The sequence below is a fragment of the Sulfitobacter maritimus genome (genome assembly GCF_013346665.1).
In the GTDB taxonomy this organism is placed as follows: domain Bacteria; phylum Pseudomonadota; class Alphaproteobacteria; order Rhodobacterales; family Rhodobacteraceae; genus Sulfitobacter; species Sulfitobacter maritimus.
This window is the reverse complement of sequence record NZ_JABVBB010000032.1, coordinates 104614-122774: the sequence shown is the minus strand read 5'-3', so window position 1 is coordinate 122774 and position 18161 is coordinate 104614. Positions and strand designations below refer to the sequence as shown.

Annotated in this window: 10 protein-coding genes; 3 read left to right on the top strand and 7 right to left on the bottom strand. The window is 53.3% G+C overall.

The window, feature by feature from the left end; genetic code table 11:
* The first annotated feature begins 191 nt into the window (after positions 1–191).
* Entirely contained in the window at positions 192–1625 is a 1434-nt protein-coding gene (locus HTT03_RS09785; protein ID WP_174857912.1) for a DUF4214 domain-containing protein, read from the top strand.
* A gap of 595 nt (positions 1626–2220) precedes the next feature.
* Here HTT03_RS09785 and menC read toward each other — a convergent pair.
* A complete protein-coding gene (gene menC, locus HTT03_RS09780; protein ID WP_174857911.1) occupies positions 2221–3330 on the bottom strand; it encodes an o-succinylbenzoate synthase in 1110 nt (369 codons plus the stop codon).
* Between the two features lie 159 nt (positions 3331–3489).
* Positions 3490–5004: an ABC transporter substrate-binding protein gene (locus tag HTT03_RS09775; RefSeq protein WP_174857910.1), complete on the bottom strand. Its 1515-nt coding sequence runs from the start codon at positions 5002–5004 to the stop codon at positions 3490–3492.
* A 201-nt stretch (positions 5005–5205) separates the two neighbouring features.
* Between HTT03_RS09775 and HTT03_RS09770 the strand changes: the two genes are divergently transcribed.
* The gene (locus tag HTT03_RS09770) at positions 5206–5997 is read left to right on the top strand and encodes an IclR family transcriptional regulator (protein WP_343035580.1); all 792 of its coding nucleotides are present in this window, start codon (positions 5206–5208) and stop codon (positions 5995–5997) included.
* Positions 5998–6418: 421 nt separating this feature from the next.
* On the opposite strand, the gene HTT03_RS09765 is transcribed toward HTT03_RS09770, so the two are convergent.
* From HTT03_RS09765 to HTT03_RS09745, 5 genes are all read right to left on the bottom strand, one after another.
* The gene (locus HTT03_RS09765; RefSeq protein ID WP_174857908.1) at positions 6419–6610 is read right to left on the bottom strand and encodes a hypothetical protein; all 192 of its coding nucleotides are present in this window, start codon (positions 6608–6610) and stop codon (positions 6419–6421) included.
* Positions 6611–7325: 715 nt separating this feature from the next.
* The gene (locus HTT03_RS09760) at positions 7326–9221 is read right to left on the bottom strand and encodes an acyltransferase family protein (protein WP_174857907.1); all 1896 of its coding nucleotides are present in this window, start codon (positions 9219–9221) and stop codon (positions 7326–7328) included.
* Positions 9222–9618: 397 nt separating this feature from the next.
* Positions 9619–11586 (bottom strand): DUF3131 domain-containing protein, encoded by a 1968-nt coding sequence (locus tag HTT03_RS09755; protein ID WP_246253307.1) that lies wholly within the window; start codon positions 11584–11586, stop codon positions 9619–9621.
* A gap of 569 nt (positions 11587–12155) precedes the next feature.
* A complete protein-coding gene (locus HTT03_RS09750) occupies positions 12156–15428 on the bottom strand; it encodes a trifunctional glycoside hydrolase family 18/polysaccharide deacetylase/glycosyltransferase family 2 protein (RefSeq protein ID WP_174857905.1) in 3273 nt (1090 codons plus the stop codon).
* Positions 15429–16316: 888 nt separating this feature from the next.
* Positions 16317–16799, bottom strand: coding sequence for a DUF995 domain-containing protein (locus tag HTT03_RS09745; RefSeq protein ID WP_174857904.1), 483 nt, complete (start codon positions 16797–16799; stop codon positions 16317–16319).
* 292 nt (positions 16800–17091) lie between these two features.
* On the opposite strand from HTT03_RS09745, the gene HTT03_RS09740 reads away from it, so the two are divergent.
* On the top strand, positions 17092–17439 hold the full coding sequence (locus HTT03_RS09740) for an H-NS histone family protein (protein ID WP_174857903.1): 348 nt from the start codon (positions 17092–17094) through the stop codon (positions 17437–17439).
* Positions 17440–18161: the final 722 nt, after the last annotated feature.

Genomic DNA, 18161 nt, shown 5'->3' with positions numbered 1-18161 from the left:
GGAGTGCCAAAGTTGGTCATTGCGTCATTCGAGCGCTAAAGCCCTATTTTCGACTGCTTTCCGTCCTGTTAATGGCATATTGTGGTGGTGCCTGTAGAGGCAGCTCTGACTTTAGGTAGCTGCAAAGCGTGCTTTACGGACTGCGGTCTTTAGAGAAAAGCGCTTAGACGCATTTAAGGCTGGAGAAATTGGTGCCCCCACGAACCAAAATTGACATCGCGACAAATCGGCGAGACGCCCATGAAACTGTTTTTGGTATTCGAGAAGATACCGTATCGCGTGGCGTTGACTTGGCAGGGGCCGAAGTTACGGCCATTTTCGCGGATGGTACTTCAGAAGAGCTGATCTGGCGTGCGCTCGACCAATGGACGAGAGGTGGGGCGGCCGGTAAGAGTGTGGCGCTATCCTATAGTTTTGGTGTCCATGAATTGTCAGCCAGCAAGCGGTTGGCATCTCTTGAGATCGACCTGTCCCCGGCCAGTTCGGTGTTTGACATCTCATTGGCCAGTGAAGGCTCAGCTGGTGGTAACACACCTACATCACATGTCGGGTTTCCATTCAGACTGGCACCGGGTTTCGAAGAAATGGGTGGCCGCGTAACAGCGACGTACTCTGGTGAGGTGAATCTCGTTGAGCGGCCTGCCCAGGGGGACCTTTATACAACATTGACGATCGATTTCACCAACCTTCCGGCCGGCGGTCTATTGGGGAAGGCCGAGTGGGATTCAGATATCGATACGACGAAATATGCAGGAGATCTTGCTCCCAGCCGAGGTCAGGATTTCTCGGGCCGAAACACGCTGAGGGGAAGCGCTGAAGCGGATTTCTTGTTTGGTGGTGGTAGCAACGATACCATCGATGGGCGTGCTGGGATTGATACCGCCGCCTATTTGGGGGCCAGGGGGAGCTATACTCTTACGATCAGTAAGAGTGCGACGCGCATCACAGATCGGGAGGGCTCGGAAGGGCGAGACACCCTAATCGACATAGAACAGCTGGCGTTTTCAGATCACCTTATGGACTTGGAAGACTACTCCAGTCTGACACGGCTCAGCTCATCCAAGTTTTCTGATTTGGCGAAAGTCTATGTCGCCTACTTTGGACGTGCTGCCGATGCCGAGGGGCTATACTTCTGGGCGGATAAACTGGCGGAAGGTATGGATATGCATACCATCGCGAGCCACTTTTCCCAATCCGCAGAAGCCAAAGCGCTGTACCCCAATACAGGCGATACGTCCGGTTTTGTAAGTGCAGTCTATGCAAATGTCTTGGGCCGTACACCTGATCAGGCCGGATTTAACTTTTGGACCACTCATCTGAGTAACGGGTCCCTGTCCCCGGCAACCTTCGTGCTTAGTATCATAGGAGGCGCGCAAGGAGGCGACATTACCTATCTTTCCCACAAAGCGGATCTTGGTGTCTACTTTTCCGCCATCAAAGGCATGTCAGATGTGTCGGACGCCCAAGAAATCCTGAACATCTTTGGCGATCAAGCCACCTCAAACGTAGAGGCGGCGAAGGACAGCATTGATCGTTACTTTGATGCTGCTTCTGCAGATAATAGCGGACAGTTCATCTTCAATCTTATTGGTGTGGTGGACGATCCTTTTGCGGGAGCGCTTTGACGCCGCTCGCCTTCAGGTGGCGTAGTGAGGCGCAGGAGGGCAAAAGTTCTCCCTTGCTGCACAAGTTCACTAATTTCGGATAAATCCTTGCAAATGCGGCCTTCTGGTAGGCTTGGCGCCGGCTACGAGAGCATAAACGGTTAATCACTTTGGGCGAGACCTCGCCATAAATCTGGTGCCACATGTCTTGGGGATGTATTTTGGTCCTATTGCGCCTCATAGACGTTCTGCGCCTTTGAGCGCGCTGTAGGATAGGTGTGATCATGATCGCATTTTTTGGATCTTATTTGCTGGTGCTGGCTGTGGCGGCCTGCCTTTGCCTCGCGCTCGCGTTAGCCTTGGGAGCTGGCCGGTAACGCGTTAGGTTTGGACAGATACACCTGTGGTCTGAGCAGTGCCCCGACAGTTGGTGTAACTCCCGCTGGTAGCGCGGGCTGAGCGGAGCCTTCGCATAGCGAAGCGAGGCCCGTGCAAGTCGCTTGGCGGCCATGGTTGTTCTTCCGCTAAGGTTTGGTGTGCGACTTTTGTCCGAGGAGAGCAACCATGACCAAAAACGGTCTATCAGATATCACCGCGCTGCGTGCGCAGCTTCCAGTCAGCGCTCTATAGACCAAGAGGTTGAAGCGCTCAGGAATTCTCGGTTGAGTGTCACACCAATTCCAGGGCCTGACGGCACGGGCATCACGCCATTTTCAGTTTCTAACGGCTCGTTAACGATGTCCGTCTTGAAATAGCGGCTCGAGCTGGAAGTATCGCCAGGAAGAGAGAAATTTGGGAGGCTTGCCAAATGAATGTTGTGGGCGCGGCCCACACCCGCCTCTAACATGCCGCCACACCAGACCGGTACGTCAAACGCAGCGGCAATATCATGTATCCGTAGGGCCTCACTGAAGCCTCCAACACGTCCTACCTTGATGTTGATAACCCTCGCTGCGTCTGTTTCGAGGGCCTTCCGTGCATCCTTTGCCGATCGGATGCTTTCATCTAGGCAGATAGCGGTTCTCAATCTGGCTTGTAGGGCGGCATGATCGTGCAGATCATCATATGCGAGCGGCTGCTCGATGTAGTCTAAGTTCAGTTCATCAAGGGCATACATCAGGTTCATGTCGGAGAGAGAATAGGCAGTATTTGCGTCAACCGTCAGGGGGGTATCGGGTAGCGCTTTCCTTACAGCACGAACGAGACCCAAGTCATGGCCCGGCTTAATTTTTAGTTTGATACGCTGATACCCTTGAGCGACATGCGCTTTCGCCTTTTCAACAGTCGCATTGATTTCATCAATCCCAAGAGACACTCCCACTGGCACAGACCGCCTGAGCCCTCCTAGAAGTGTGCTCAAAGGTAGCTGCAGGGATTTCGCCCAAAGATCCCAAAAAGCCGTTTCGAACATGGCTTTTGTCATCCAATGCCCGCGCCAGGGTTCTAGCATCTCCGCAAACATTGCTGGATTGTCGAAGCTCTTTCCCATAGCTTTCGGAAGAATTGCTTTCTCAGCCAAATCTAAAGCGCCGGGGATAGTGTCTTCCAAATAATTCGGAAGAAGGTCCATGACCCCTTCACCGTAGCCTTCGAGATGGCCACTGCGTAGTGTAAGTAACGGAAAAACTTTATTATACATTGTTCCGCTTGAGATCGTGAACGGATTGAGCAGTGGTAGCTCAATCAGTCGAATCTCTGCACTATCTATAGTAAGGGAAGAAGACATCGATACCTCAATAGTCGGTTTATTTTCTTATTTCTTGATCAGGGATCATATAAGATTGCCGCATGCGTATCAGGCCGTTGATCAAACATGAAAACCTTGGTCATGCAGTGATATTAATGCCTTAAGGAGACAGGTATCTCCTTAAGGCGCAAAGATGAATTAATTCCAGCTAACCTCGTTGAAGCGCAAGACTTCGTCAGGCGTCGGTGTGTATGAAACTTCTTCTGTCATGATATAGTTCGTATTGTACGAGAATAGCGGAGCCCAGTAGGCTTTCTCCGCAATAATCTTGAGCGCTTCTGTATAATTCTTTTCGCGTTCTGCGGGGTCTGTTGAACTGTCTGCGACTTCCAAAGCGGCTAGAACAGCACCATCTCGTGCATCATCTTGCCCTCCATGCTTGAAGAAATGGCTCACCATCGCAGAGGCGTCATTGATTGATGACGAACCCCACGTAAGCGAGCCGATCGGAACCTCTCCCGAACTATTCAAATCCCTAAGGGCGGAGTACTGCAGCATTCGGAAATTCGTCTTGATACCCACAGCATTCAAATAACTGGTTATCGCTTCAGCATATTCACGGTCGCGATAAGCGTAGAAGTCTGTAGTAAAACCGTCCGGATAGCCCGCTTCGGCCAGCAGCTCCTTGGCTTTGTCTGGGTCGTAGGGGTAGGTTTTTACATCCTCTGTGCAGCCGAACTGGCTCGGGAAGCAGGCTGTCCAAATGACTTTGGATTCGCCCTTAAGTAAATTATCCACAATTGCTTGCCTGTCGATGGCGTGATTTACGGCCTGGCGCACCTTGAGCTTTGTAAACGGGTTATCAGCACCTGTTCTCCCAGCTGCATCCATGGGAAGATAGGCTACTCTCATAGTGCTTTCATTTTTCACCACGAACCCATCTCGACCAGACATCTGCTCTGCCATATCGGTGGGGATCTGCCACGCAAGATCGAGTTTTCCTGTAAACAACTCGGCAAGCTGGCCGTTCACATCAGGTATCACCCTAACGTCTATTGTCTGGATCTGAGCGTTTCTTTTTGGACTTTCAAAGCGTTCTTCGAAGGCCTCCAGTACAAACCTTTTTCCTGGGTCCGACATTTTTACTCGGTATGGCCCGGTTCCTACGGGCTCGGCATTCATCCCCTCAGAGCCAACTCGTGAATAATACTCATTTGGGTAGATGGCGACTGCGCCGGAAAGATACTCAAGGGCCGCGGGGAAGGTTTTGTTTAGATTGATACGTACAGTATACTGATCAAGTTTCTCCGCGCCCTCCATCCAGTTCACGTTGCTTTGCGACAAAACACCGTTTTCAGGGTTCGTAACGTAATTGATCGTAAACACGACATCGTCGGCGTCGAATGTCTCACCATTGTGGAACACAACGCCCTCACGGAGGTCGATCTCTAGTGTTTTTTCATCGATCCACCGCCAGTCTGTCGCAAGGTTTCCTGTATACTCGTTTGTGACTGGATCGCGGTACAACAGATTGTCCCAAATCGCGCGGCTCATGACCATGCCTTCGCGAGAGTTGCTGTAGTAACTGTCTAGGCTTTCCAAAGACTTAGCAATTGAGACATTCAGAGTGTCCGTAGCTTTTTCGGCATAGGCCATATGGGTGAAGCCGGCGCACATCGCTAACGTCAAGGGAAAGCAAGACAGCTTATTCATTTATTGTACTCCTTCGTTTTAGCTCTTTAGATCGACAAAGATGCGGTGCGCTCATTTGGCGGTAACGGACAAACACCATTTGCAGAGCCTCAATCTCATGCCTTGTCGATCGTATTAAACTTCGATACAATGTATTTAACTTTAAGCAACCATGCTTGTTCTTTTCTGTCAAGAACAGTCTTTCGACTGCTTGGTTCGTAAATGTTAGGAATGCGCATGCCCAACCCCCCAAGCTCACTCTTCGTTGGGTCTCTCGCTAAGGGCCTCAAGATCTTGCGCGCGTTCGATTCGAGTGAAACTGAATTGGCGCTTAGTGAACTTGTCCGTAAAACTGGTCTCGATAAGAACTCTGTCCAGCGATTGGCAAACACACTCTACCTTGAGGGCTTTTTGTATAAGGATGAGTTAAGCCGACGCTTTAGACCGTCCCTCGCCTGGCTTGAGCTCGCAAACGCCTATTACTGGTCTGATCCCCTTGTCGCTCTGGCAATGCCTAAACTTATCGATTTGTCGAGAGAATTAGGCGAAACGGTCAATCTGGCTCGCCTAACGCAGGCTCATGTTATTTACGTATTTCGCCTGCCGACGACGAAGTCCAGATTTCCTGCAACTATTGCTGGAAGTAAGCTGCCCGCGCTCGGGACAGCGTCTGGCCGAGCGATGTTGGCTACGTGGGAGAAAGATGCTCGTGACAGCGCTCTGCAAGATTGGCCTTTACGCGCAGCCACTCCGGCCACGATCCTGGATCGTACCCGGATCGCTGAAGACGTCGCTTCGGCTGCCCGCGATGGATATTCGATTACCTATGATCAAGCTATGGTAAATGAAATCAGTATTGCGGCCCCGATACGCAACCAAGCTGGATACGCAGTAGCTGCGGTCCAGTGTTCGGTTTCGAGACTCAATTGGCAGCCAGACCAGATAGCCACAAAAATTGTTCCCGCTTTGACAACTACTGCCAATAGCATCTTGGATCCCTTGCGTGCTGAGTGACAACTTTCAAGGATCTTCGTGGATGCTGGAAGAACCTCTTGGAGGTAGAGCAAGATCCAAAGCGGAGGCCCCATCGCGCCCAGACCACATGGATTTAAGGATGGCCTCAAAGTCCCGACAACGAAAATAACATTGTATTCACTCTACTCGGCATCGAAAACTTGCGAGAACCCATCGAAATGTACCGGTGCCATGCCGCTGACCACGCCGAATACTTACGCAGATAGCTCCCCACAACGCTTTAGGCCGCCAGCATGAGGCCATCCCGCTCGCGATCTGCTCTGCTACACCCCGTACTAAACGTAAAAAGGCTACGCTAACCGAATAGCGTAGCCTTTCAGGGCACGGGACGCTCCTTGGAGGGAATTGCGTCCTAGTATGAGAGAAACATGCCCTGATCCTTACGAGAGTAGTACAAGACCTACTTAGTATCTTTTTTCACACTATTGAGGTCCGATACGATTTGTTCTTTCAACGCTGTAGCAGAGGTGTCGATGGAGGAAAATACTGCAACTGCCAGGCCGACCACTGCGGCTGTCAGCACAACCCAATCAACTGTAACCGCACCGTCTTCGTCGCGGGCAAACCGCTTTAGTTTTAGAGCAAACTTCATTGGCCTATTCCTTTCGTTATGACCGTCTGAAGCTATTGATACTTTCCGTCTATGGCCTGAATACGGCTAGAGCGGCTGGAAGCTTGGTGATTTCGAGGCATAAATAAGGCGGTGCGCACCTGTAGGTTGATCCATGGCACTTCAAGATGATCTGGCTCTCGTTATGAGGGTGCTTTCGGACAAAGACCCGTTCGAGGGCGCTCAATTTCAAATGCCAAAAGAGTGAGTGTCTCGCCAACATCCGGCGATTGCCTTCAGCCTCGATTCGATGGTCCGTCCGACTACATAAGCCCCCCTCAAGGCGAAGTCACTTCTGCCGCCGATACTGGTCGTCGCCGGCATTGGCCCGATGGTGCAAACTGTGCAATGTGAAGGAAAGCTTAATGCCCACCGTCAAGTGATAGCCATGGCGCGGCGGCATGGTGTTTCCGGGTCACTACTGACTACTTGGCGGCAGTATAGTAACGGCAAGTGACGAAGGAACCTTTCACATCGCAGGCTAATCCGATCAAGGCCAGACTGCTTCCGGACTGTCGGGTTGAGGCGGCCCTTCCGAACGGACAGTGCGTCGTCTCGCCAACCACATTTGATGCCGGAGAGCTTGCCCGGTTTCGGGTAGTGGTGGATTGGCGATGATTCCGTTTCCGGCGGGTGTGGAGGTGGGGATTACAGGCGGCGTCACCGATATGCACGGGACATGAGAAGAATAGAACCCTTACTTCACAAATGGCATCAATCCGGCCTGCCCGCCTTTGTCGGCCACAAACTCTACACCCCATTGTGTGAAGTGGGTCTCGTCCCAGAGCAAGGGGCGGCCCTTATCGTTCAGCATATGACACGCATTTTGAGCGCAAAGCATAGACAGAATATCAATCATCTCGACTTCAGGTTCTGCAGCGATCACAGCATTGGTTGGCGGTGTCCACGAACGGATATTCTTATAGGCATAACCACTCAAGCCTTGGGTAGTGCCCAACTGGTTTGCGAGTTGCACGGGGCTACGCTTGAACGTCTTGTTGCTGACCGCGTAAATCTGCGCATCGGTGCGGGCGGCCAACTGTTGAAACGAGGCAGACATCACCGCTAGTGATACATCACGCCATGCAAAGGCCAACACAATCGCATCCGCCTTCTCAAATGCAGGGCCGGACGTGGCAAGATCCATCATCTCGGGGCACTTTGTTAGCAAATTGGGGTCTTTGATTGAATAAGGATTATCCTCCTCCAGGAAGGTCTTCAACATACCCCCTGCCAGATATGGGATGTTGCAAGTGGTCCAAACAGAACGTGTAATCAGGTCAACGGTCTTTTCAGCATCCAGCGCGGCCAGAACATTTACGTAATCGGCGGCTTGGGAGTCTCCGATTATCAACACGTTAGGCCGTATGTTCTGTGGATCATCCGCATAGTCCTGTTGGCGTTGTAAATTTAGGAAATACGGCCACAAGAATTTCTCCATAGCTTCCATGTCCAGTGTATTCAACGAATAGAGTGCATCAGGCCCGCGTCCGGGCCACCCACCGGTGCCCCAGGCATGCAAAGGCAGAGCAAAGGCGACCATAACCACCGCAATTGAAGCCCGCCATGCGGTCAAAAAGACATGTGTACCGCGTCGCAAAGGTTGTTCTACGATGAAGAATAGCGCGGCGGTCCCAAGAGCGACCAGTGCCAGTAATCCTGCCGTTTCCGCAGGTTCAGGCGGGCGTTGAAGAATGTAAAAACCAAAGACAACAATCGGCCAATGCACCAGATATGCAGAATAACTGACATCGCCCAAGGCACAGAGCACCCGGTTGGAAACGGCCTTAGACAGAAAAGACGCGGTACCTACCCAGAGCAATACCCCTGTTGCCAGCACAACGGGCAAGGCAGCAACGCCAGGGAAAGGCGTCAGCTTATTATAGGCAACAAAGCAGACCACCACCACCGCCAAGGCTAGCGCGTATAAGCTGTGCTTGAGCAAAGCTGATCTGGGCACATAGGGTTGCCCCAGAAAGGCCATGCCCCCTAAGCAGAATTCATACCCGCGCAGCGGCATCAGGAAGAACGCCGATACCGGGGAGACACCCATGAACCAAAGACTTGCAAAGCACGACAATATGGCAACCGCGACAATCAAAAGAACGGGACCCAGACGGCCAAGGCGCGCCCCCAACACCATCAAGACAGGCCAGATCAGGTAAAACTGGATCTCTACAGCTAAAGACCATGTGTGCAGCAACGGCTTGCGAATGGCGTCCGCGTCAAAATATCCTGCTTCAGCCCAAAAATAGAAGTTTGAAAGCCCCAAGGGGGCAAGGATGCTCACCGCTGAAAGCCGCTCAAAATCAAACGCTGCGAATAGAGTAAGCCCGGCAAGGAACACTCCGACAGCTGTGGCAAAAAGCGCCGGAAACAACCGCTTGATGCGCCGAATGCAGAAATCCCTATAGGCGAATCTACCGTCTTGTATTTGACCTAAAATGATCCCGGTCATCAGGTAACCGCTGATCACAAAGAAAATATCAACCCCAATGAAGCCACCTGAGATGGGCGGAATATCGAAGTGGAACAAGATCACCGCAATTACGGCAATGCCACGTAGGCCTTGAATGTCCAAACGACGATCCATGATGGGGCTCCATAAGCAGTATTAGGCCTTTTTCCCGAAGGACCTCGACAGAAACTTCCAAACAGGTGCGGCAGGATGGCCTGCCCCGCTGGCGTCGTGTTTGGCCTTGAGATGGCCTAGAGGCGCGCTCGGCGTCATGCCCTTCCAACGATTTTTGCTTTTGCGGGCTATAGTCTTGATGTCGACCTGCTCTCAACCTTTAATGTGTGGCGTAATATTGTGAGCAGTGTCCCAACAGTTGGCGTCACTCCGCGGGTGGCGCAGGCTAAGCGGAGCCTTCGCATAGCGAAGCGAGATCCGTGCGGGACAGTCGGACACTGTTCAGCAGGCCGCTGAAGGAACACAGTATGCGAATTTTGATGGTTCAGCTTGCAGCAGTTTTGTTTCGGTGTTCGGGTCAGGCCTCGGCCTTCAGCATCGCTGCGATGGATTGAAGGATGATGGCATTGGTGTTGATATCGCTATATGTCTTGCTGGCAGCCCCTGTTCTTTGATTGATGCTGGAAGCAAAGCCATAAGGCGTTTTGGACTTATCGCGCACCAAGGATAGCAACTTGTCGCAGAATGGGTGGTCCCTGTAAGATGCCCACAGATAGGCTGCTTTAGAGCTGATCGAAAGGTGCTCTTCTCGAAATTCTTCGGTTCGATGTGCATCCAAACCGGCTACGGTGTCGGTGGCCCAAACCCTTTCGGCGACATCGAATTGAAGACCTTGATAGACAAACCAGGGGTCACTGTTGATCGGTGTCTCAGACACAGCGATCATCCGTCCGGTTTCTCTATACTCGTCGAGCTGAGCGGCAAAGAGCACATCCGCGAGATAAGCCGACTCCGGCGACATACCGAACTCAAGCGCTTCCGTTAGAAGGGGCTCCGCGCCAAGGGGGCCAATATGCCCACAAACTTCGAGCAGTGCCATCTGACCATCGGAGGGGCTTCGGCCCTGAAAAACCTCATAGGGTGATTTTACTTCGATGCCCCAGGTTCGAAACGCCCAAGCGGCATAATGCGCGCAATGTGATCGGAAGGTGGTTTCCAATTGGCCGTTTTCGACGGAGTAGACAATGCCATCTTTTACGATGTCCCGTAGGTCCCATCTCTCCACCGTCGATGCTGCGCGATCCTTCACTAGGGGATGGATCTCGAGGTTGTACAAAGCGGATAAGAGACGGCCTGCATCACAGCCATCAAAGTTGCGATTTCCCCATTTGATCTTATCTGTGGCGATCCAGCCTTGGGGTAAAAGTCGGCCTTGGGAGCGGCGCCCCGCCAGATTGGGCAGGATACGCCTGATAGATCTTTGGAACTTCTTGGGCGTGATCAGGCCCAAGTCGACGGCAGCCATCAACGCGAAGATGTGGCTTCCTACATCCCACATCGTGACCGCCTCATGGAGCCTGCGCTGACCAGGGGCAAAACTCGCTGTGGCAGGGCAAAGACCAGTTTGGGGGTTGGTCCATTTCTCGAAATAAGACCAGGCCACCTTGGCATCCGCCAGCAATTGTGCGCGTGCTTCCTCACTTCGCTGTCCCGAAGCTTCAGTGACTTGCAGATTGAAGGACTGGGTTCTGCGGTGATGGGTGATGTAAGGGCCGGTTGGCACGATACGCCTGACATAGGCCGGAAGCGCCACAAAATTGGAGATCCCATCCGTCTCAATCTCACCAAGGGCATTTTTCAGCGCAATCCGATGGGCTCGGTTTTGCACAAGATCTGCTGAAATGACGAGAACGCAGTCCCCTGTACCGGCCGCTGCTCCTAAGGGGGTTCTTAGGTCGCGGGCATCTTGGATGGGGATTGCTGGTAAGTTCAGGATGTTCTGCGCAGTCAATCCGGCTTCACGAGCGGTCCCAAGTTTTATGCCAATCCCGTAGCCCCCCTCAGGAGCGGAGCTTGGGGGAGTGGGTGGTGTTTTCTGCGTATGTCTGAAGATGTCGATAGGGTCGCTTGAAGAGGAGGTTTCTTGCAAAGTGATCCAGTAGCCGGCGGCAGGACTTGAAGAGGTCTCAAAGCCAAAGCTCGAGGGCTTTCCTTCAGCCATGAGCTCTTGTCGAAAGGTCGCTAGGACTTTGCGGTCTGGGTCGCGGATATTTTGGGGCAGGACAAAATGCAGCCCGACGTTTCGTCGGTAGGCGTAGGCGTCGCGGAACTGGATGTCGGAGGCAAGGATTGGGCTGACCCAGTGATCTCCCGTTTGGCTGAGCGCTTGTGATGCGAATGCTGTGGCGGCCGCCTCAAGGGCCGCCATGGGAATTGCCGAGAAGTCCCGTGCAGACAAATAGTATACGCGTTCCACAGATTGAGGCTGAGAAAGACTGTAGAGGTTAGACGCCTGCTGTAGCTGCACTCTTTGGCCGCCCACCATTCTGGCCACGCCGTCTTTCCAAGCCTCAGGTCTGACCTCCGTGCTCCTGGGAGGGCGCATTAGGACATTTCGGATGCCCGCCGCCCGCACGCCCGATGGCGCAAGGGGGCTATCGACCAGGTTGCAGGCAATGGTTTGACTAGCCGCCCCAAAGGGTTCCCCTGCTAGGCTACCACCTAGAGCCTCCTGCAACGAGCGCCCCGCCTCATAGGCTGCACGGGCCTGAAAATACGGCGTCATGCGTCCAAGGTTTGGGACAAGCGGTACAACTTCGATCAGACCAGGAGTGCGTTCAAGGTGCCCCCGAAGCGCGGCTGATAGCGTGCTGTTGGCGGTCTCCAGCGCGCTCTGCCCCAAAAGTGTCGGATCGACCACACAGGTCACTGGCAGGCCTTTGCGCATCAGTGCGTCGAGAACAATGGCGGTTCGGGCGAGATCAGTGCCCGGGGACAGGTCATCTAGCACGACAAGTGTATTTTGAACCGTCGTACTGGATGCGACTCCAGTTGTTGGGAAAGCCAAAGCGATGGGAGCGGCTGTGCCCCACTTGAGGAATGTTCGTCGCGCGATCACGTCAGCTTCGCCTGCTCAAATCTGTATCCCACACGGGTCATGCGGCCCCAAGAGGCCAAGGATCCTGTTGCCGCCCGCCAGACGGCTTGGATCACGCAAATATAGAGAACCTGACGATAATAAACGCGTTGCAAGGGGAGCAAAAGCAGCAAGCTTCGGTCTTCCTTGGGGTCGAACCGAAACGCGATAACGGCGCTCAAAATTTCCAGCGCTGGCAAAGCAAGATATGCAATCAGCAATGGGTTGGTCAGAAGATCTGCGTAATCCTGTTCTGTGGCTCCAAAGGTCATGAAAAACTCTACAAGGAGAAGTATGAGAAACAGGTCTGCCAGAGGTGCGATGAAGGGCATCAGGTAGCCGAAGATCGCCAAATCCGGAAGCGCCACGAGACCCAAGCTGCGGCGTTCTCCTATGGCACCTAGGTGTTTCCAACCCGCCTGCATCATGCCCAGGGACCAACGCAGACGTTGGGTCATCAAAGCCCTGAGGGGTGTGGGGGCTTCCGTAAGGGCCACAGCGCGGTCTTCATAAATGACCTGATAATCTGATCGCAGCATTGCCATTGTCATATCGGCATCTTCGGTCAGCGTTTCGGTAGAAAAAATGCCAGCTTCCATAAGTGCCGTGGCGCGCCATGCACCAATCGCTCCGGGCACAACCGTGATGGCATTGAGATATTCCTTGGCGCGGCGCTCGACAGCTTGCGCCGTGATATACTCCAGTGCCTGCAGGCGCGTGAGGAGATTGCCGCGGTTGCCGACCACGACCCGTCCGGCCACAGCGCCCACTTGAGGGTCATCGAAATGGGTTGCCAACAGCCCGACGGCATCAGGTGCGATCTGTGAATCCGCGTCAATGCAGATCAAAACCTCGCATTGGGATTCATTGAGTGCTGCGTTGAGCGCGGCGGCTTTGCCCCGATTGGGCTGTCTCAGAACGGTCACGAGCGGATGATGCGCGAAACTGATCGCCTTCTCGTAAGTGTTGTCGGTCGAACCATCATCTACAACGATAATGTCGAAGTCGGGGTAGTCGGAGTAGAGGGCCTCCCGGATACATTTTTCGATGACCTTCCCTTCGTTGTATGCAGGTATGACAATCGTGACGGAAGGCGTGTCTTTTGTCGGAGACGTAACATGGCGTTTGCGCTTTGTGGCCAGCAGCAAAAGACCCACCGAGCGGAAAATCCCGATGGCGAAGACAGACCAGAACGCGATTTTTAGAAGAGACCAACTGCTTCCGATCGCCAGAAAAGACATGTTGCCGAAGGTCGATGTTACGCGACTCCCTTCGGGCATGAGCAGGTCCGGCGGCGCACCCAAGAGCTCTCCCAAAGTGGTGAATGTATATCCCTGTTCGCGGAGTTCGGAGATCACCCGCGGTAGGGCCGCCACGGTCTGGCTTTGGTCCCCTCCTCCGTCATGCAACAGAACAACACCGCCGGCATTGATCTCCACCTGTCGGATGATCTCATCGGCAAGCTCATCGGCAGTTTGCGTGATCCAATCGCGGGGGACGATATCCATGCCCGCGATAATGTATCCTGCTTTCTCCAAAGGCATGAGAGAAGCGACTTCTTTGGAGGTTATCGGCCCTCCGCTGCGCATGTAAGGCTCACGGTAAAGCCGCATGTTTTTGCCTGTTATGCCGTTGAGCAGCAGCTGTGTAGAGTTGATCTCTACCTTCGCGCGGGCTGCCGAGACCTTTCCCATGTTCGGGTGTGAGTAAGTGTGAGAGCCCAGTTCATGCCCCTCTGTCAGAATGCGCGTAACCAAATCCGGCGCAGCTACTGCGCTGTTGCCCAGAACGAAGAAAGATCCCGGCGTCTGGGTCTCTTTCAAAATGTCCAGGGCGGCGGGTGTATGCTTTGGATGCGGCCCATCATCAAAAGTCAGAACAACTTGGTTGGGCGCCCCTCCCCCATAGAGTTGAACGATACTGGCTCGCGGAAGCGCCTCATAGGAGACCGCCGAAATCTTGCCGGTATCGGTGAATTCTATCAGGCGCTTTCCCACTTGGGGCATCGAGACCGGTGCCACAAAGGGCCCGTCCCCCAGAAGCTCCACGTAGTTCGACAAAACGATATTTTGGAGGCTCTCGCGCTCAAGGCCGCGCCCTCGTGTGGTTTGGTCGATGACCGCCCATATTCCCGGATCTTCATAGCCTAGCCCGCTAAGACCAAATGCGGTTACCCCACGGTCCTGCAAGTTCAGAATTTGGTTATGCGCAGAAGCGGCCTCCAGCATCCACGTCCGGTGCTGGCGGCCTTGGCCGTCTACATAGCTCGCGCGCGTATTACCTACTGCAGCGGCAAACTCCGGCTGCTTCTCTTGATCAGCAAGCGCAGTCATTATCTTGGCGAAGGATTGGATCTCTGGGCGCGGGCGCCCAGAGATCCAATCGACAGCATGCGTGCCAAGCTCAATAACAAGCTTGCCGGGCGCGACGTGTCTTTGAAGCGATGCGATATGGCGATCAAACCAATGTTTGTCGGCAAGGGGCTGGGGCGCAGATCCGAGCCAATACTCCTGATAGCCATTAACGATCACGGTATCAAAAAAGCGGTTGGCAATGACCAGCAGGCTATCGGACGCACTACTGGGCAGCTTCACGCAGGATGCCAGCTCTCGTTCGTTCAAGTCTGTGGTGACTTGGCGGCTGAGCGTGCTGAATACATTCTCTCGCAGAGAGGTAAGCGGCCTTGCATCTAGGCAGAAACCCTCCACAGGGTTTTCTGCTGGCTGTAGGCTGAAAAAATTCCCAAGCGCTGTTGTGACCGTCTCAGGTCCACCCTCAGTGGTCAGAAGCCGCGAAGTCGCCGGATCGATCTGAAGTATGGGCATCACTTTCAGGGACGGGTTCTGAGCCGCATATTCCCACAGAGAATCGCGGGTTTCTTCAGTGACGCCGCGCACTTCGACCCTGCCCTTTGTGGTTGTCAGATGAAACCATGTGGGCAGAACCACATGGAGAGTACCACAGCTTTCGTCGAGGGACTTGGCTGCCCAAGGAAGGTCGGCAGGTACAACTGCAAATACTTTCTGCGTTTGATTGGGCGCTGAAGGTGACCCTTCTTCCTTACCAGTTGTAGAGCACTGGTACTTCTGCGCTTCCTGCTGAGCGTGAAGATCGATCGGCGCAAGATTGGGGTTCTGATCTGTTTGGCGCAAGGAAAAGGCACGGGGGTCTGATGCCGTGGTGCGTCCTTTCAACGCGCCGATGGGTTCGGGCAAAGCGGCTTCCAGCCCCCCATCCGAGCCCACGGTCATGGCAAAGAGCATCAGCCAAGCAACTACCCCAATCGCAACTGTGCTGGCGGATAGGAGAACGCGAGATTTTCTCTTGCGGCTGGGATCCAGAAAAACGCGGTCAGCCAGACCTCGGTTGATGCGAGGCTCATGGTATCCACGCTGCCTCTTTGCGCTCTTCTTGGCTGGTTCTTTCCAATGGCTTGATTTGAACATTCGCATCTTCCGCTCCCCCGCATAGAAGCGCGTGAGGCAAAGAACCGAATGAAGCCTTCCAATGAGGAGCGACCTGCCTAAGGAGCTGATCCCGCTCCTGTTGGAATGGGGCCGTCGGGCCTGGATGGATCACTCAAATATCACTGGTAGGCGACTGGGGGTTCCGGACCGAATGGCCCGCGTAGCCGCAACATCTATGCAGCTACCAGTATAAATTGAGGCAGGAACAAGTCACCCAATTGCACAATTTAGGCCCAATTTGCAATCTAAGATTGTGCTACTGTTTCTTCTCGGAAAACGTTGGCTCACTTTGGAGTGGACTGGTGATGAAGGAGAGAGGCGCCAGCCAAGTTGATTCGCGGAAGATGGAGAATCATTGACAAGTTCCCTGCCGCCGAACATTTTGAAACGCGGCCTTGGATCCTACAGCCCTTGGCCGTCCCAGTAACGGCTACAGCTTCGGCTGTAGCCGTTCATATATTAGCTTCAATCAGATCATTCTAATGCGCGGTCTTTCCCCCCCCAAGCGTTTTCCACGCGCATAAGGGCGGATGAAAATCCGTGCCTCATGCCCAATTTTCGATATGGACGCTTTGAAGGAATGGAAGCTTGCATGATGCCAGCAGGGTCATCAGCTTTTTGCCGGGTCATCTTATCCAAGTTGGCATTTGACCCGAAGTATACGAGAGAGCTTCATATGCCGAGCTTTCTCTGCGTTGCACTGATCTCGTCTCTGAACGTATAGCCGCGGACCAAGTTCGGATCGCCTTTGACAGGCCACCAATCGGTTTGCCCAGGATAGTTGCGCCAAACACGGTCAAAGCGGTCTACGACATGCTGAATACAGCTGCTTTCGCCGGCGGAGCGGCCCGCTCGCCCGTTGTTCGGCCAGTACCATGTGAGTTCGTGACACATGCGTCCATAGGCATCGACGCTCCACTTTCCCGCCCCTAAGCTTGTGTTGTTTTGAGCGCACCAAGCCCGCGCTTGATTATTGGGGCCAAAATAGATGCCCCCTTCGCAATTTTCCGTCCATATCGCCGTTTTTCCCATATAGGCGGCCATGATTTGCTGAGGCGCGGGGGTTCTGGCGCCCGGCGGCAAAGGGTCAGCCATAGCGCTGACTGGCAAAGCGGCTAGGAAAATACGAGCAAGCCATGCATTCTGGCGGAACATAAAAAAGACTCCTTCGACCAAGGTGAGCTGTAAATATCAGAGTCATCTGTCTCATTTTCCAAGTCAATATATATCTACTATGGCCCTTATAGAGCAGAATAATACCGCCTCTAAGATACGCCCAAGCTACATATTGATATTAGTCATCTCTTTGGCGTTTAGGTAATTCACAACCACAAGATGTTATGGGCGCTCTAAGCCTTTATCATTACACGGTGTTGCTGGGTTGGATAGAATGTTTGACAAGCGCTCTGACTGATCGCGCCAGCACACCGAAAATGGGGAAACTTACATGTTTGCAAAAGATGAACTGAAAACAATGTCACGCAAGGAGCTGGAAAAGCTCTTGAAAGACGTAAAAAAGGCTTTGGCCGCGGCTACGGCGCGAGATCATCGAGAAGCGAAAAAAGCAGCTGCTCGAGCTGTTGCTGAGTATGGGTTCTCTTTGGACGACATATCTGAAGCGGAAGGTGCAAAACCGAAACAGAAGAAAAAGACGGCAAGAAAGCCTTCAAAGCCGGTTTTTGCCAACCCGGAAAATACCAGACAGACATGGACCGGTAAGGGGCGGCAGCCCAACTGGTATCGCGATCAGATCGCTAGGGGAACAGAGCGGGACGCAATGCGCATTGCACGCTGAGGGGCGTGCTGTTGCGGGTCGGTGGGGGGGGGGCTGAGGATTGTCAGACCGGGGACGATTTCCCTTGGCGCTCATCTTTTTGGTAGGCGCCCCGTCAAGGCCATGCAGTCCACTTTTGGCACATCGGGTGTCAAGGGAGTGGTGCGCCATGATCAGAACGACGCCTCTGCCTTGGTTCCAAACACCTCTGGTCGCCAGCTGATAGACTAACCTACCGTCGGGGCGCATCTTCGAGCGGCTCAGAGCAGTTTTCTAAAAAAAATCGTGGCGGCTCTTGAAGCGTGAGATCCTAAGACGTAGTTTCTTATCGACTGGAGCGGCAACAGGTTGTGAAGGTCAAATTCGTGACTTCGGGCACGTGGATTAAAATGCGCTTGAACGACGAACTTTCGTGCCTTCGGGCACGTGGATTGAAATAATGGTGGTAGAGTTTACCTAAATAGCCATCGAAAATGGCAATGGAAGAAACCGGTAGACAATCGGTAGGGCTGCTTCGAGAAATCGAAGCAGCCCTTTTTCCATAGGGCGTTCAAAGCTGGAAAACAGTAGCTAAAAGTACCTTCAGCGATGAGGGTTTTCTTTGAGGTGAGTAGTGGAAAGCGATTGTGCAACCGGTGGTCTGGAAATTCTCATGACACCATGTCCGAAGTTAAGAGCAACTGGCCACACCTAGGAATTATGACATAGCATCGTGTGAACATCTCTGGTCAAATGTCTTCCGA

Excerpts from the sequence above, each read along its gene's own strand:
- HTT03_RS09750 (WP_174857905.1), bottom strand. The coding sequence starts at position 15,428 with ATGACCGTGGGCTCGGATGGGGGGCTGGAAGCCGCTTTGCCCGAACCC.
- HTT03_RS09755 (WP_246253307.1), bottom strand. The coding sequence starts at position 11,586 with ATGGTGGGCGGCCAAAGAGTGCAGCTACAGCAGGCGTCTAACCTCTAC.
- menC (WP_174857911.1), bottom strand. The coding sequence starts at position 3,330 with ATGTCTTCTTCCCTTACTATAGATAGTGCAGAGATTCGACTGATTGAG.
- HTT03_RS09760 (WP_174857907.1), bottom strand. The coding sequence starts at position 9,221 with ATGGATCGTCGTTTGGACATTCAAGGCCTACGTGGCATTGCCGTAATT.
- HTT03_RS09770 (WP_343035580.1), top strand. The coding sequence starts at position 5,206 with ATGTTAGGAATGCGCATGCCCAACCCCCCAAGCTCACTCTTCGTTGGG.
- HTT03_RS09765 (WP_174857908.1), bottom strand. The coding sequence starts at position 6,610 with ATGAAGTTTGCTCTAAAACTAAAGCGGTTTGCCCGCGACGAAGACGGT.
- HTT03_RS09745 (WP_174857904.1), bottom strand. The coding sequence starts at position 16,799 with ATGTTCCGCCAGAATGCATGGCTTGCTCGTATTTTCCTAGCCGCTTTG.
- HTT03_RS09740 (WP_174857903.1), top strand. The coding sequence starts at position 17,092 with ATGTTTGCAAAAGATGAACTGAAAACAATGTCACGCAAGGAGCTGGAA.
- HTT03_RS09775 (WP_174857910.1), bottom strand. The coding sequence starts at position 5,004 with ATGAATAAGCTGTCTTGCTTTCCCTTGACGTTAGCGATGTGCGCCGGC.